This window comes from Aromatoleum bremense, from assembly GCF_017894365.1.
GTDB classification, from domain to species: Bacteria; Pseudomonadota; Gammaproteobacteria; order Burkholderiales; family Rhodocyclaceae; genus Aromatoleum; species Aromatoleum bremense.
In genome coordinates, this window is the sequence record NZ_CP059467.1 from 4225655 (window position 1) to 4239608 (window position 13954).

The 13954-nt window shown below is 66.1% G+C and carries 15 protein-coding genes; 3 read left to right on the plus strand and 12 right to left on the minus strand.

The window, feature by feature from the left end; translation table 11 throughout:
• Positions 1 to 146: 146 nt before the first annotated feature.
• Entirely contained in the window at positions 147 to 2000 is a 1854-nt protein-coding gene (locus pbN1_RS19950) for an AMP-dependent synthetase/ligase (protein ID WP_210147595.1), read from the plus strand.
• A gap of 139 nt (positions 2001 to 2139) precedes the next feature.
• Here pbN1_RS19950 and pbN1_RS19955 read toward each other — a convergent pair whose 3' ends face one another.
• From pbN1_RS19955 to guaB, 10 genes are all read right to left on the minus strand, one after another.
• A complete protein-coding gene (locus pbN1_RS19955; protein ID WP_169202090.1) occupies positions 2140 to 2544 on the minus strand; it encodes a cytidine deaminase in 405 nt (134 codons plus the stop codon).
• Positions 2541 to 3926, minus strand: a complete 1386-nt coding sequence (gene deoA / locus pbN1_RS19960; RefSeq protein WP_244857049.1) for a thymidine phosphorylase — start codon at positions 3924 to 3926, stop codon at positions 2541 to 2543. The genes pbN1_RS19955 and deoA overlap by 4 nt, the downstream gene beginning before the upstream one ends.
• Positions 3927 to 3933: 7 nt before the next feature.
• Complete coding sequence (gene deoC / locus pbN1_RS19965; protein WP_169202089.1) at positions 3934 to 4728, minus strand: deoxyribose-phosphate aldolase; 795 nt, start codon at positions 4726 to 4728, stop codon at positions 3934 to 3936.
• Between the two features lie 44 nt (positions 4729 to 4772).
• On the minus strand, positions 4773 to 5468 hold the full coding sequence (locus pbN1_RS19970; protein WP_169202088.1) for a WbqC family protein: 696 nt from the start codon (positions 5466 to 5468) through the stop codon (positions 4773 to 4775).
• 153 nt (positions 5469 to 5621) lie between these two features.
• Positions 5622 to 7352, minus strand: a complete 1731-nt coding sequence (gene polX, locus pbN1_RS19975; RefSeq protein WP_169202087.1) for a DNA polymerase/3'-5' exonuclease PolX — start codon at positions 7350 to 7352, stop codon at positions 5622 to 5624.
• A gap of 14 nt (positions 7353 to 7366) precedes the next feature.
• Positions 7367 to 7903, minus strand: a complete 537-nt coding sequence (locus pbN1_RS19980; protein ID WP_169202086.1) for a hypothetical protein — start codon at positions 7901 to 7903, stop codon at positions 7367 to 7369.
• A 249-nt stretch (positions 7904 to 8152) separates the two neighbouring features.
• Positions 8153 to 8386, minus strand: coding sequence for a hypothetical protein (locus pbN1_RS19985; RefSeq protein WP_169202085.1), 234 nt, complete (start codon positions 8384 to 8386; stop codon positions 8153 to 8155).
• A 249-nt stretch (positions 8387 to 8635) separates the two neighbouring features.
• On the minus strand, positions 8636 to 8836 hold the full coding sequence (locus pbN1_RS19990; protein ID WP_169202084.1) for a hypothetical protein: 201 nt from the start codon (positions 8834 to 8836) through the stop codon (positions 8636 to 8638).
• Between the two features lie 29 nt (positions 8837 to 8865).
• Positions 8866 to 10443 (minus strand): glutamine-hydrolyzing GMP synthase, encoded by a 1578-nt coding sequence (gene guaA, locus pbN1_RS19995; RefSeq protein WP_169202083.1) that lies wholly within the window; start codon positions 10441 to 10443, stop codon positions 8866 to 8868.
• 57 nt (positions 10444 to 10500) lie between these two features.
• The gene (gene guaB, locus pbN1_RS20000; RefSeq protein ID WP_169202082.1) at positions 10501 to 11961 is read right to left on the minus strand and encodes an IMP dehydrogenase; all 1461 of its coding nucleotides are present in this window, start codon (positions 11959 to 11961) and stop codon (positions 10501 to 10503) included.
• A gap of 83 nt (positions 11962 to 12044) precedes the next feature.
• Here guaB and pbN1_RS20005 point away from each other — a divergent pair, with 83 nt between their 5' ends.
• Positions 12045 to 12554, plus strand: a complete 510-nt coding sequence (locus pbN1_RS20005; protein WP_169202081.1) for a DUF4124 domain-containing protein — start codon at positions 12045 to 12047, stop codon at positions 12552 to 12554.
• 18 nt (positions 12555 to 12572) lie between these two features.
• On the opposite strand, the gene pbN1_RS20010 is transcribed toward pbN1_RS20005, so the two are convergent.
• A complete protein-coding gene (locus pbN1_RS20010; protein WP_169202080.1) occupies positions 12573 to 12896 on the minus strand; it encodes an RnfH family protein in 324 nt (107 codons plus the stop codon).
• A gap of 2 nt (positions 12897 to 12898) precedes the next feature.
• Entirely contained in the window at positions 12899 to 13336 is a 438-nt protein-coding gene (locus pbN1_RS20015) for a type II toxin-antitoxin system RatA family toxin (RefSeq protein ID WP_011239574.1), read from the minus strand.
• 108 nt (positions 13337 to 13444) lie between these two features.
• On the opposite strand from pbN1_RS20015, the gene smpB reads away from it, so the two are divergent.
• A complete protein-coding gene (gene smpB, locus pbN1_RS20020; protein ID WP_169202079.1) occupies positions 13445 to 13891 on the plus strand; it encodes an SsrA-binding protein SmpB in 447 nt (148 codons plus the stop codon).
• Positions 13892 to 13954 lie beyond the last annotated feature (63 nt).

Sequence of the window (13954 nt, forward strand, 5' to 3'; positions counted from 1 at the left end):
ACATCACTGACCCGGCGCTCGAAATCGTGGGCAGACGAGCCGACCAGGCGATTGAGTCGGCGTGGTGGCAGCGGTCCCGGGCGCAAGCTACCGCATTGGCGGGGCCGCTCGAACGATGACTGGACGTACGCTCGGAGGGTGCTCGCATGAGGTCCGTGACAGGCAGAGATCTCGCCGCGCAGGCGCCGGAGCTGACCGCCTCGGCGCAGATGACTCTCCCGGAAGCCTTCGCGGCGCGCGTCCGTGCCACGCCGTCAGCGGATGCGTACATCCAGCACGATGCCGCTTCGGGCGTCTGGCGCACGTGGTCCTGGGCGGCCATTGGTGCAGAAATGGAGCGCTGGAGGCGCGCGCTCGCGGCGAAATCCATCCCCGCCGGCGAACGCGTGGCCGTGATGCTGCCCAATTGCATCGAATGGGTCTGTTTCGAGCAGGCAGCCCTGGCCCTGGGCCTGGTGGTGGTCCCGCTGTACCTCACCGACAATCCTGGCAACTCGGCCCATGTTCTGGCCGACTCGGGCGCGTGTCTCCTGCTGCTGGACAGCGCTGGCCAGTGGATGCGGCTAAGACCGCTTCGTGCCGGTTTCCCGATCCTGCAGCGGGTGCTCTGTCTTCAACACCGTCCGGGCGAGCTCGATGACAGCGATCGGACGCTGATTGGCTGCGAGCAGTGGTTGGCCGCGCATGAGGGCAGTCCACCTCCTCCGCCCGGAACGAGTGGCGCCGCGGCGCTTGCCACGCTGATCTACACGTCCGGCACGACCGGGCCCGCCAAGGGCGTGATGCTGAGCCACGCCAACATCCTCTCCAACGCCCTTGCCGTGCTCGAGGTCGTCCCGGTTGTACCCGCCGACCGCTTCCTCTCGTTTCTGCCGCTGTCGCACGCCTTCGAGCGGACCGTGGGCTACTACATTCCCATGCTTGCCGGAGCATGCGTCGCGTTCGCGCGATCACTGCAGGACCTTCCGGAGGACTTGGTCGGCATAAAGCCGACCGCGTTGACCTCGGTACCCCGGATCTACGAACGCATGTTCTCCCGCATTGAATGCGAGCTCGCGCAAAGGGGGCCGATCGCGCGAACGGTGTTTCATCGGGCGGAGATGGCTGGCTGGCGCCGCTTCGTTGCCAGCCAGCCATGGGGCGACGGCAGGGCGATGTTCGCGCGACTGGAATGGGCATTGGCCGGCCGCCATTTGGCGCGGAAGATCGCCGCCCGACTCGGCGGCCACGTGCGGGTGGCGGTGAGCGGGGGTGCGCCGCTGGCGCTGCCGGTCGCGCGCCGATTGCTCGCGCTGGGCGTCCCGCTGATCCAGGGCTACGGCCTGACGGAGGCGGCGCCCGTGGTGAGCGCCAACCGCCTCGACGACAACCTGCCCGAGTCCGTCGGCCGGCCTCTCCCGGGAGTCGAGATCAAGCTGGACGCCGGCGGCGAGCTGCTCGTTCGCGGCCCCAACGTCATGATGGGCTACTGGAACAATCCGACCGCCACCGCGGCGGCAGTGGACGGCGAGGGCTGGTTGCACACCCGAGACCTCGCACGGATCGAGGATGGCCGGGTGTTCATTCACGGGCGAGTGAAAGAGATCATCGTCATGTCCACCGGCGAGAAGGTCTCGCCCTCCGACATGGAGGCCGCCCTGGCCGGCGACGCGATGTTCGAGCAGACGTTGATCGTGGGCGAGCGGCGCCCCTTCCTGGTCGCCTTGCTGGTACTCAATCCCGTCATCTGGCGGTCGCTTGCGCGCACGCGAGCGATCGCCGATCCCGATGACCCGGCCGCGCTGCGAGAGCGGGCCGTGCTGTCCGCAATCTGCGACCAGGTCAACCACCGGCTGGCGGGATTTCCGGTGTGGGGACGGGTACGCAGGGTCCACCTGACCCTTGCGCCGTGGACCATCGAATCCGGTCTCGTTACGCCGACCATGAAGCCCAAACGGCGTGAGCTGGAGCAACGCTTCGCCGAGGAGATCGCGGCGCTGTATCGGCATCGTGCCATTTGATCTGCCGGTTCCTCACCTCGGGTCACCCGAGCCGAGAAGTGATCCGTGCCACCGGAAGACCGCTCGGAGGCGGCCCCATGCAAAGCGCGGCGCCATCCCAGGACATACCAAGACGTATGGCCGATTTCCCGCAACCACTTCACTCGCACCGCGGATAAGCCGTGAACGGACCCGGCAACAACGCCCCGGCCGTGGTGGCATGCTGCAGGCCTTGCAAGTTGGCAAGCAGTACCGGCAGTTGCGCCCCGCCCAGCTCGATCATTACCTGGCGGCACGCGCCACAAGGTGCGACCGGCTGCGCTGTGTCGGCAATCACCGCCATTTGGGCGAACTCGCCCGGTTTGACGCCGCCGGCGATAGCGGCGAACAAGGCGGTGCGTTCGGCACAATTAGTCAGGCCGTAGGAGGCGTTTTCGACGTTGCAGCCGTGGAACACGCGGCCGTCGTGCGTGGCCACGGCGGCGCCGACGCGGAAGTGCGAATACGGCGCATAGGCCCGCTCGCGCGCGAGGTGAGCGGCTTCGAGGAGCTTATCCGGACTCATGATCCTTTCCCCGTCGGGTGCGCCGGCGTGACGCGTCCCGCAATCGCGCTGGGCGCTCCTACGAGTTGCGTCGTGTCGGACAAGGTATAGGCGGCCTGCACCGCAGCGATCGCCGTTCGCGCAGCCTGTTCGCTGCGCGCGTGGACCAAGCCCAGGTGCGCACCGGGATCGAGCACTGCCCCCAACGGCGCGAGCTCACTCAAGCCCACCGCATGGTCGATGCGATCTTCGGCGCGACGCCGGCCTCCACCCAGCTCCAGCACCGCGAGGCCGAGCGCACGCGTGTCGATGCGCGCGACGCGCCTGTGGTTGGGGACGCGCACTCGCTCCGGTACGGGGACAGCACGCACGATCGGCGCCCGCTCGAGGTAGTGGTCCGTCCGCTCGAAAAGATCGCCGGGCCCCCCCAAGCCCTTCACCATGCGCGCGAAGCGCTCGGCGGCCTGGCCCGAGCGCAGCGCCTCGTCCAGCCGGCACCGCGCCTCGTCCTCGGTGACCGCCAAGCGCACCTGCAGCAGCAGCGTCGAGCCCAGCGCCCGCGTCACCTCATCCAGCCGTGCCGGCCGCGCGCGCCCGGCCAGGTAATCGAGCGCGGCACGCACCTCGATCGCGTTGCCGGCACAAGGTGCCAAGGGCTGGTCCATGTCGGTGAGCAGCGCCACGGTCGGCAAACCCGCGCCCGAGCCGACCTCGACAAGGGTCTCCGCCAGTCGCTGCGCCTGATCGAACCCGCGCATAAAGGCGCCCGAGCCGAATTTCACGTCCATCACCAGCGCATCGAGTCCCGCGGCGAGCTTCTTCGACAAGATCGAGGCGACAATCAGCGGAATCGATTCGACCGTGGCCGTCATGTCACGCACCGCGTAGAGCCGCCGGTCGGCCGGCGCCAGCTCGTCGGTCTGCCCGATGATCGCGACGCCGGCCTCGCACACGACCCGGCGCAGCAGCGCGATCGGTGGCGTGCTGGAATACCCGGGAATCGACTCGAGTTTGTCGAGCGTGCCGCCGGTGTGCCCCAGACCGCGACCGGAGATCATCGGCACGAACGCGCCACAGGCGGCGAGCATCGGCGCGAGAACGAGCGATACGGTGTCGCCCACCCCACCGGTGGAGTGCTTGTCCACCACCGGGCCCGCAAGGCCCGCTTCGCACCAATCGAGGACGCGGCCGGAGTCGCGCATCGCCAGCGTCAGCGCCACGCATTCGTCCGTACTCATGCCCCGCCAGCACACCGCCATGGCCAGGGCCGCGATCTGCGCATCGCTCACGCTCGATCGGGTGACCCCCTCGATGAACGCCCCGATCTCTTCCGCGCTCAAGACGGCGCCGTCGCGTTTGCGCCGAATGATCTCCTGTGGCAGCCAGGCGCCCATCGTGGTCATCTCGTGGTCACCTCGTGGGTCCGCGTCGCGCGGACGTCGGCGCGCCGTCGAGCACCGCGAGCAGGACCGGCAGCAGGCTCGATGCGCCGAAGCGCAGATGCCGCGGCGATAACCAAGCCGCACCACAGGCCCGTGCGGCCAGCGCCGCGTAGCACTCCACGTCTTCGATCGTGACCACGCCGCCGGAGACCTTCAGCCCGACCTGCCCTTCGCCGGCGCGGATCACCTCGAGCATGCACGCCACCGCCTCGGGTGTGGCGTTGATCGGCACCTTGCCGGTCGACGTCTTGAGGAAATCGGCGCCCGCCTCGATCGCGAGCTCCGCCGCGGTCCGAATCCAGCGGGGTTCGCGCAGCTCGCCGGTCTCCAGAATCGCCTTCAGCAATACGGGTGCGCCCCCCGCGTCGCAGGCTTGGCGGCAGCGTCGCAGCACGCGCATGGCGCGCGGCGCATCGCCCGCCAGCAGGGCGCGCCACGGCAGCACCGCGTCGATCTCGTCGGCGCCGTACGCGATGGCCTGGCGGACCTCGTCGGCCACCGCATCGGCCTCAGCCGTACCGTGCGGGAAGTTGACCACCGTCGCAACGCGCACACCGGTCGCCCCACGCCGCGCCAGCGCGCGCTTGGCCGCGGGCACGAAGCGCGGATAGACGCATAAGGCCGCCGGCACGCCATGCGGCGTCATCGCCTGCGCCGCCAAGGCTTCGATGCCGGCGTCGGTGTCGTCGGCCCTGAGCGAGGTCAGGTCGAGGCAGGAGAGCGCTAGTCGTGCGAGCTCCGGACGCGACAATGCTGGCTCCATCTCCCGCTCCTCGATGCAGATAATCGACGCGCAGGTCTATTGGATCAACGAGCGCGGCCGATGATGTCCAGGCTCTTCGGACCGCAATTCAGGAGCAGATCCAGAGCCGATAGGTTGTAGCGAAACTCGCCCCACAATTGCGGATAGACGGGCGGAGAGAAACGAGCCGATGCCAGAGCAATTCCGCCTCCCCGCAACTCGTCTGCATCGAGGAATTTCTCGACAAACGGCAGCGCGAGATAGGTATCCGCATTGAGCGCCTGGCAGATCGACACGAGCAAGCGGGTTGCCCTGCCTGAAACCCCGAGCTCCGACTGCAGCATAAGCTTGCCCGGGAGTCCCAAGGCGTTCCACAGGAAGCGGACGCGGACGAAAGCTACATTGAGATCGATGAGCCGCGTCCCACCGCGTGCGTGAATCGCTTCGATGGCCGGCAGATGCGCGTCCAGATACGGCGCATGGGCGTAATTCTGCCGAATGCCGAGCAGGTGCGTTCTGCGCCAGTCCGTTTCGTCGCAGACCTCGACGTCGCGGATGCGCTGCTTGCCCCTGCCCGTTCTTCGCACCGGTACCGTCAGCCACAGCTCCCCCTGCTCCGACTTCAGCCGGTTTCGATTCATCCAGCCGCGCCCGAGGGGAAACTGGACCTCGTCGAGCAGGACAGTGGTGTGGGCCTGCAACCCTTTGTAGAACAGGCCGGGCCACGGTAGGAAGATTGGCTGATGGGTTGTAACGACCATGACGCACGACTCCACGGCGAGTCCTTTTCACAGTATCGGCCAGAACCGACAGTCGGCCAATGGTGGTGTCCTTCGGCTTGCTGGCGGCTGATCCGGATCAATCCCGCGCTCGCACGGCTGCCGATAGAGATCCACGGCCCACGGTCGCGCACTTCAGGCCCTGAGCTTTGCCAGAAAGCGCGTCAACTGCGCCAGGGGCCGGGCATTGAGGACGTCTTTCGCCTCGATCCAGCCGCGGCGCGCCTGGCCCACGCCAAAGCGCAGATTGGCGAAATCGAGCGTGCTGTGGGCGTCCGAGTTGATCGCTATCAGCACGCCCGCTTCATTGGCGGCCCTGCATTGGGTGTCGAGCAGGTCCAGGCGCTCCGGGTGGGCGTTGACCTCCAGGGCGCAGCCACGCGCCTTCGCGTGCCGGATGATCCGCGTCATGTCGACGTCGTAGGGAGCACGCCGGTCGATCAGCCGTCCGGTCGGATGCGCCAGGATGCCGAAATATCGGTTGTCCATCGCGCGCAGGATGCGTTCGGTCTGCCGCGTGCGCGACAGATCGAACGCCGAGTGCACGGCGCCGATCACCACGTCGAGCTTCGCCAGGGCCGAGTCGGGCAGGTCCAGCTTGCCGTCGTCGAGAATGTCCACCTCGATGCCCTTGAGCAGGGTAATGCCCTTCAGCTCGCCATTCAGCTCGTCGATCTCGTCGCATTGGCGCAGCAGCCGGGCGGCGTCGAGACCCTTCGCCATGGCGAGGCGGCGCGAATGCTCCGTGATGGCGATGTACTTCAATCCCGCAGCTCGCGCCGCGTCGGCCATCTCGCGCAGGGTTCCCCGCCCGTCGGTGGCGACCGTGTGCACGTGCAGATCCCCCTGGAGATCCGACAATTCGACCAGCTTCGGCAAGGCACCGGCCCTTGCCGCCTCGATCTCGCCGCGGTCCTCGCGCAACTCGGGCGCAATGAAGGGCAGCCCGACCGTCCGATAGACGGATTCCTCGGTTTCGCCGGCAATGCGCTTCGAATCCCGGAACACGCCGTACTCGTTGATCTTCAGGCCCCGCTCCTGGGCGAGGCGCCGGATGTGGATGTTGTGCGCCTTGGAGCCGGTGAAGTAGCACAGGGCCGAGCCGTAGCTCGCCTCCTCCACCAGGCGGACATCCACCTGCAGCCCGTTGCGCAGCACCACGCTCGCGCGGGTTGGGCCGATGGACAGCACCTCGGCGACGTCCTCGTAGGCCTTGAGGCGCTCCATGACGTCGCTTCCCCGTCCTGCGGTGACGAGAACGTCCAGGTCGCCGACGGTCTCACGCATGCGTCGGAAGCTGCCTGCGATCTCCACGCGCCGGGCGGCGGCCGCGCTCTTTCTCAGGTAGGCCGTCAATGCTTCGGCGTACTGCCCGGCAACCGCCAGCCTGAATCGCCGCTCCGTCCCCATCCGGGCTTCGACCGCCTGGAGAATCTTGGCCTCGGTCTTATCGCCGAAGCCCGGCAGCTCCCGGATGCGACCGTCGAGGGCGGCGCGATGCAGTTGCTCCAGGGTCTGCACGTCGAGCGCGTGCCAGAGGGCGCTCACGCGTTTCGGGCCGAGGCCCGGCAAGTGCAGCAGCTCCGTGATCGCCGGCGGCAGCTGCCGGCGCAGCTCGTCGAGCAGCTGACACTTGCCGGTAACGGCGATCTCGCGGATCTTGGCGGCGAGGTCCGCGCCGATGCCCGGCAGGTGCGGGATCTCTTCGCCGGCCTCGGTCATGGACGCGAAGCTGCGCCCGTACTCGCCCACGCTGCGCGCGGCATTGCGGTAGGCGCGGATGCGGAACGGGTTGGCGTCCTGTATCTCGAGGAGATCGGCAATCTCCTCGAGCACGGCGGCGATGTCGGCGTTCTGGACGGGCATCGGGTGTCTGGAGGTCAGCGGTCGCGATAGTCCAGTGGCCAGCGCGGCATCAGGTAGTCGAGCACGTTACCGTCGAAGTGGGGGGAAAAGTAGCGCCACACGGCCGCTCCCTTCTGCAGCTTGCCCAAAGCCTGGGGCTTGATCGCCACTTCCCCGAAGGGCAATTCCATGTCGCGGTAGGCTTCGACCTCCCGGGCCGCGCTCGGATCCTCGGGAAAGAACAGCCACTCCTGGTCGAACACGTCCTGGAGCCGGTCCAATTCGGGGATCCAGTCCTGCGGCACCGGCAGCCCCTTGTCGAGCCCCGGCTTACGCTTCGAGTAATCGAAGCGCCAGCCGCCCTGGAGATCATTGCCATCGGTTGCGAGAAAGCCACCGGGGGCGGGTGAGTAGAACTTCTCCAGCTCAAAGAAGGCCGCCCGGTGTTGCGAATCCGTGGCACCGATGAACCAGCCGAAGACGTCTTGCCCCTCCACCACGTAGAACAAGGCACACAAGAGGCCGGCGCCGCGCGGCGCGAACGCGAGGAAGGTCTCAGGAGTTCCTCTCACGGTCCACCTCCTCGAGAGAACGGGTTCACTGTTTCATTCTGGTCGACTGCCGAGGAAACACAGGGCGAATCCTTCGGTGCCTTGATCTTCGTCAGCCGCAGGCTCCGCTCCCCCGCGCATTCGGGAGAAGTGACGCTCGTCGATCCTCGCGCGCTCGAGTCGGAGCGCGGCGTCGATGTGGTCGATGCCGGCGAGCGACTGTCGACCGGTGCCAGGCGCGAGGCGGCTACGCAAGCCTGAACGCCACTCTCACCTGCGCTTGCTGCACCCCGCGAGCCTCTCCTGCAGCAGCGCCACAAGCCGGATGCGGAGGATCGGGGCATCTTCGGTGACCGCCGGAAGTGCCTCGCCGAGGAGGATCGTTTCGGCCTGCCACGCGCCGTCGAGGGCGCACTCCACACACAGCTCCCAGCCGCGCTCCGCGTGCTCGACCGCGAACAGGAAGGCCTCCAGGCCCAGTTGTCGAGAAACGGAGGATGCCATGAACAAGCGCCGACTGACTATCACCCTGCGCCCGGACTGGCGCGCTGCGCTCCGAAAAGTCGGCGATGACCAGTTCTGCCCCAATCGGAACCTCGAAGGCTCGCTAAGGCTAGTCTTGGCTTCGAGCCGGCTACCGTAAGCGGCCATCATGATTCGGCGCCGGCCACCGGCCTCGTTTACCGTCAAATCGTCTCTGTTGGCAATATCTCGGATACCCTTGCCGCGACTGGGATTGCGCCGCGGTTACTGTCAAATATGACTAACAGATGATGACGGTAAACGAGCAATCACCGTACAAGCCGCGGGGTGTACCGTCAAAATTACCGTCAATTTGATCCGGCCTTCATCGACGGTCGACACCGTGCCAGAAAGCAAGAACCCCAGCGCTCGCTGGGGCTCCTGCTCGTTGATGATTCGTTCCGCATCATCAACTATATCGTCGTAAGACATTGATTTTTATCTATTTTTCATCCCATCCGTCATTCCCACTCGATTGTCGCCGGCGGCTTGCCAGAGATGTCGTACACGACGCGGTTAATGCCGCGGACCTCGTTGATGATGCGGTTGCTGACCTTGCCGAGGAGGCTGTGCGGCAGTTCCGCCCAGTGCGCAGTCATGAAGTCCTGCGTCTCCACCGCACGCAGCGCCACCACATATTCGTAGGTGCGGCCGTCACCCATTACGCCGACGCTCTTCACCGGCAGGAACACCGCAAAGGCCTGGCTGGTCTTGTCGTACCAGTCGGCGGCGCGCAGTTCGTCGATGAAGATCGCATCGGCGCGGCGCAGCAGGTCGGCAAATTCGTGCTTCACTTCGCCGAGAATGCGCACGCCGAGGCCGGGGCCGGGGAAGGGGTGGCGGTACACCATCTCGTGCGGCAAGCCGAGCGCGATGCCGAGTTCGCGGACCTCGTCCTTGAAGAGTTCGCGCAGCGGCTCGAGCAGCCTCAGGTTCAGCGTCTCGGGCAGGCCGCCGACGTTGTGGTGGCTCTTGATCGTATGCGCCTTGCCGGTCTTCGAGCCAGCCGATTCGATCACGTCCGGGTAGATCGTGCCCTGCGCGAGCCATTTCGCCTCAGCTCCGTTGGCTCGCAGCTTTTGCGCCTCGGCCTGGAACACCTCGACGAACTCGCGGCCGATGATCTTGCGCTTCGCTTCGGGGTCCGTCACGCCTTTCAGATGCCCCATGAACTGCTCGGTCGCATCGACATGGATGACCTTGACGCCGAGGTTGCGTGCGAAGGTCAGCATCACCTGCTCGGCCTCGTTGAGCCGCAGCAGGCCGTTGTCGACGAACACGCAAGTCAGCTGCTCGCCGATCGCTCGATGCAGCAGCGCCGCGACCACGGAAGAATCGACGCCGCCGGACAGGCCGAGGATGACCTCTTCCTGGCCGACCTGCGCGCGCACCTTCTCGATCGCCTCGTTCGCGTAGTCGGGCATGTTCCAGTCGTGCCCGCAGCCGCAGATCTCGTGCACGAATCGGGCGATCATCTCCTTGCCCTTGATCGTGTGCGTGACCTCCGGGTGGAACTGCACCGCATAGAACTTGCGCACCTCGTCGGCCATGCCGGCGACCGGGCAGGATTCGTTGCTGGCGATGACCTTGAAGCCCGGCGGCAGCGCCGTGACCTTGTCGCCGTGACTCATCCACACGTCGAGCAGGCCATGGCCTTCGTCGTTGGTGCGGTCCTCGATGCCGCGGAAGAGTTCGGAATGGCCGCGGGCACGGATCTCGGCGTAGCCGAACTCGCGCTTGCCCGAACTTTCAACGGTGCCGCCGAGTTGCTGGGCCATCGTCTGCATGCCGTAGCAGATGCCCAGCACCGGCACGCCCAGCTCGAAAACCGCTTGCGGCGCGTGCCAGCCGACCGCTTCATAGACCGAGTTCGGGCCGCCCGAGAGGATCACGCCGGCCGGCGCGAACTCGCGGACGAAGTCGTCGGAGACATCGAACGGATGGATCTCGCAATACACCTGCTGCTCGCGCACGCGCCGCGCGATGAGTTGGGTGACCTGGGAACCGAAATCGAGGATGAGGATTTTTTGGTGTGCCATGACGGGACCGGAAATGAGAAGGGCGGCCGCAGCCGCCCTGTGAACGTCTGAGCCGAATCAATCGACGTGGTAGTTCGGCGCTTCCTTCGTGATCTGCACGTCGTGCACATGCGATTCGCGAACGCCGGCGGAGGTGATCTCGACGAATTGCGCCCGCTCGTGCATCGCGGCGATGCTGTCGCAGCCGAGGTAGCCCATCGACGCGCGCAGCCCGCCGATCAGCTGGTGGATCACCGCGGTGACCGGGCCCTTGTACGGCACGCGACCTTCGATGCCTTCGGGCACGAGCTTGTCGGCGTTGCCGTCGGACTCCTGGAAATAGCGGTCGGCCGCCCCCTGCTGCATCGCGCCGAGCGAACCCATGCCGCGGTACGACTTGTATGAACGGCCCTGGTACAGCACCGTCTCGCCGGGCGCCTCTTCGGTGCCGGCGAACAGGCCGCCGAGCATCACGACGTTGGCCCCGGCGGCGATCGCCTTCGAGATGTCACCTGAATAGCGGATGCCGCCGTCGGCGATCAGCGGAACGCCCGTGCCGGCGAGCGCCGCCGCGACGTTGTCGATCGCGGTGACCTGCGGCACGCCGACGCCGGCGACGATGCGCGTCGTGCAGATCGAGCCGGGGCCGATGCCGACCTTGACCGCATCGGCACCGCAATCGACGAGCGCCTTCGCCGCCGCGGCGGTCGCGATGTTGCCGCCGATGACTTCAACGTCGGGGAAATTCTTCTTGACCCAGCGCACGCGATCGAGCACGCCCTGCGAGTGGCCGTGAGCGGTATCGACGACGACGACGTCGACGCCGGCCTCGACGAGTGCTTCGGCCCGCTCCTCGGTGCCGGCGCCGACGCCGAGCGCCGCGCCGACGCGCAGGCGACCGAGATCGTCTTTCGCCGCCAGCGGATGTTCGGTCGACTTCATCATGTCCTTGACGGTGATGAGCCCGCGCAGCTCGGCCGCGTCGTTGAGCACCAGCACGCGCTCAAGGCGGTGCTTGTGCATCAGGCGGCGCGCTTCCTCGAGGCTGTCGCCCTCCTTGACGGTGACGAGGCGCTCGAACGGCGTCATGATCGCCGACACCGGCTGGTCGAGATTGGTCTCGAAGCGCACGTCGCGGTTCGTCACGATGCCGACGACACGCCTGCCTTCGACGACCGGCAGGCCGGAGAACTTGTGCAGACGGGTCAGCGCCATCACGTCGCGCACGCTCATCGTCGGCGGAATCGTGATCGGGTCCTTCAGCACGCCGGACTCGAAACGCTTCACCTTCGCGACCATCGCGGCCTGCTGCTTCACGGCGAGATTCTTGTGCAGGATGCCGATGCCGCCTTCCTGCGCCAGCGCGATCGCGAGGCGGGATTCGGTCACCGTATCCATGGCGGCCGAAACGAGGGGAATGTTGATCCGGATGTTCCGCGTCAGTTGCGCCTTGAGGCTGACATCGCGCGGCAGAACGGTCGAGTGGGCGGGTACGAGAAGGACGTCGTCGAACGTCAGCGCCTTCTGAATCACTCGCATGGCTTCTTTCCTTTCGGCCAAATCCGTATTATACAGATCGCGCCCACACGTTGTAAGCGGCGCTTCCAGACGGAGTCCGACCGATGCGCCGCGCCAATCTCTTTGTCATCAGCCTGCTGGTGGCCCTGCCCGCCGCGGCCGAGATCTATCAGTGGCGGGATGCTCAGGGCCGCGTCCACTATTCCGACACGCCGCCCGCAGGCGAAAACGCGACGACACTGCGTCCGGCCGCCCCACCGGCCGTTCAGCCGGATGCCGTCGAACAAGCGGGCAAGGATGTGTCTGCCGCAACCGAAGTCGACCGGACCGCGACCGAAGCGGCAAGACCGAAGACGCTGGCCGAACGGGAACTGGAGTTCCGGCAACGCCGCGCCGCAGCGGCCGAAGCCCGCGCGAAAGCGGAACAGGAACGACAACGATCGACCGAGCGACAGCGCGATTGCGAGCAGGCGCGCAATCAGCTCACCGCGCTCGAATCCGGCCAGCGCCTCGCGCGCTTCAATCGCGACGGCGAACGCGAAGTGCTCGACGACGCCGGCCGCGTCGACGAGCTGGCGCGGACGCAGAAGTTCGTCGAATCAGCCTGCAGGTAACGCCCGGCGACCTCGGCGTTACTCCTCGCCTGCCGGCCCGCCGCCTTTTTTCATGACCTTGCCTTCCTCGGCGCGCTTCTTGCGCACTGCCTTCGGGTCGGCGATCAGCGGACGGTAGATTTCGACGCGGTCGCGGTCGCGCAACGGGGTGTCGAGCCGGGTCAGCTTGGCATAGACGCCCACCTTGTTCGGCCCGTCGAGGTCGATTTCCGGATGCTTGGCAAGAATCCCCGACGCTTCGATCGCATCGCGCACGGTCGCACCTTCCGGCACGCGCACTTTCAGTAATTCCTGCACCTGCGGCAACGCATAGGTGACTTCGACATTGATCAGATCGGCCATGCTCAGCTCTTTGGATAGACTTGGTGCGCCCGTTTCACGAACGAATCGACGAAAGTGTTCGCGATGTGATTGAACACCGGCCCGAGCGCCTTTTCCAGCAGCCGGTTCGAAAATTCGTAGTGCAGATTGAACTCGACCTTGCACGCGCTCTCGCCCAGCGGCGTGAAATGCCAGTTGCCGTCGAGATGCTTGAACGGACCGTCCCTGAGCCGGATCAGCATTTTCACCGGCGCGAGCTTTTCGTTCTGCGTGCTGAAATGCGCCTTGAGCCCGTGATAGTTGATATGCAGCGTCGCGACGGTAACTTTTTCGGTGCGCGCATGCACCTCCGTGCCGCCACACCACGGCAGGAATTGCGGGTAATCCTCGCAGCGGTCGACGAGTTCGAACATCTGCGCGGGGGTGAACTCGACCAGGACCAGCTTCTTGACGTCAGCCATTGGGGATAGGGACGGCCTCGGCGCCGAACTGCTAAAATCCGCGATTCTACCGCAAGCCGCGCGGCCGGCACCGGCCTGAAGTACACGCCAAGGATCCACGACAAACCCATGAGCATCATCGACAACCGCAAGGCCTTCCATGACTACTTCATCGAAGAGAAGTACGAGGCCGGGCTCGTCCTGGAAGGGTGGGAGGTCAAGGCGATCCGGGCCGGCCGCGCGAACATCAAGGAGGCGTACGTGATCCTGCGCGGCGGAGAGCTGTTCATCCTCGGCATGCACATCAGTGCGCTGCAAAGCGCCTCGACTCACGTCAAGACAGACCCGGTGCGCACACGCAAGCTGCTGATGCACGCGAAGGAGATCGCGAAGCTGATCGGCAAGGTCGAGCGCGCCGGCTTCACGCTGGTGCCGCTCGACCTGCACTATGAGAAGGGTCGCATCAAGGCGACGATCGGGCTGGCGAAAGGCAAGAAGCAATACGACAAGCGCGAATCCGAGAAGGAACGCGACTGGGAGCGCGACAAGGCGCGCCTGATGCGCGTGAAGACTTGAACGTCGCGCGCGTTTCGCGCACGACCGCACGACCGCCTTCATCGACAGCCACGGTGACGAGGC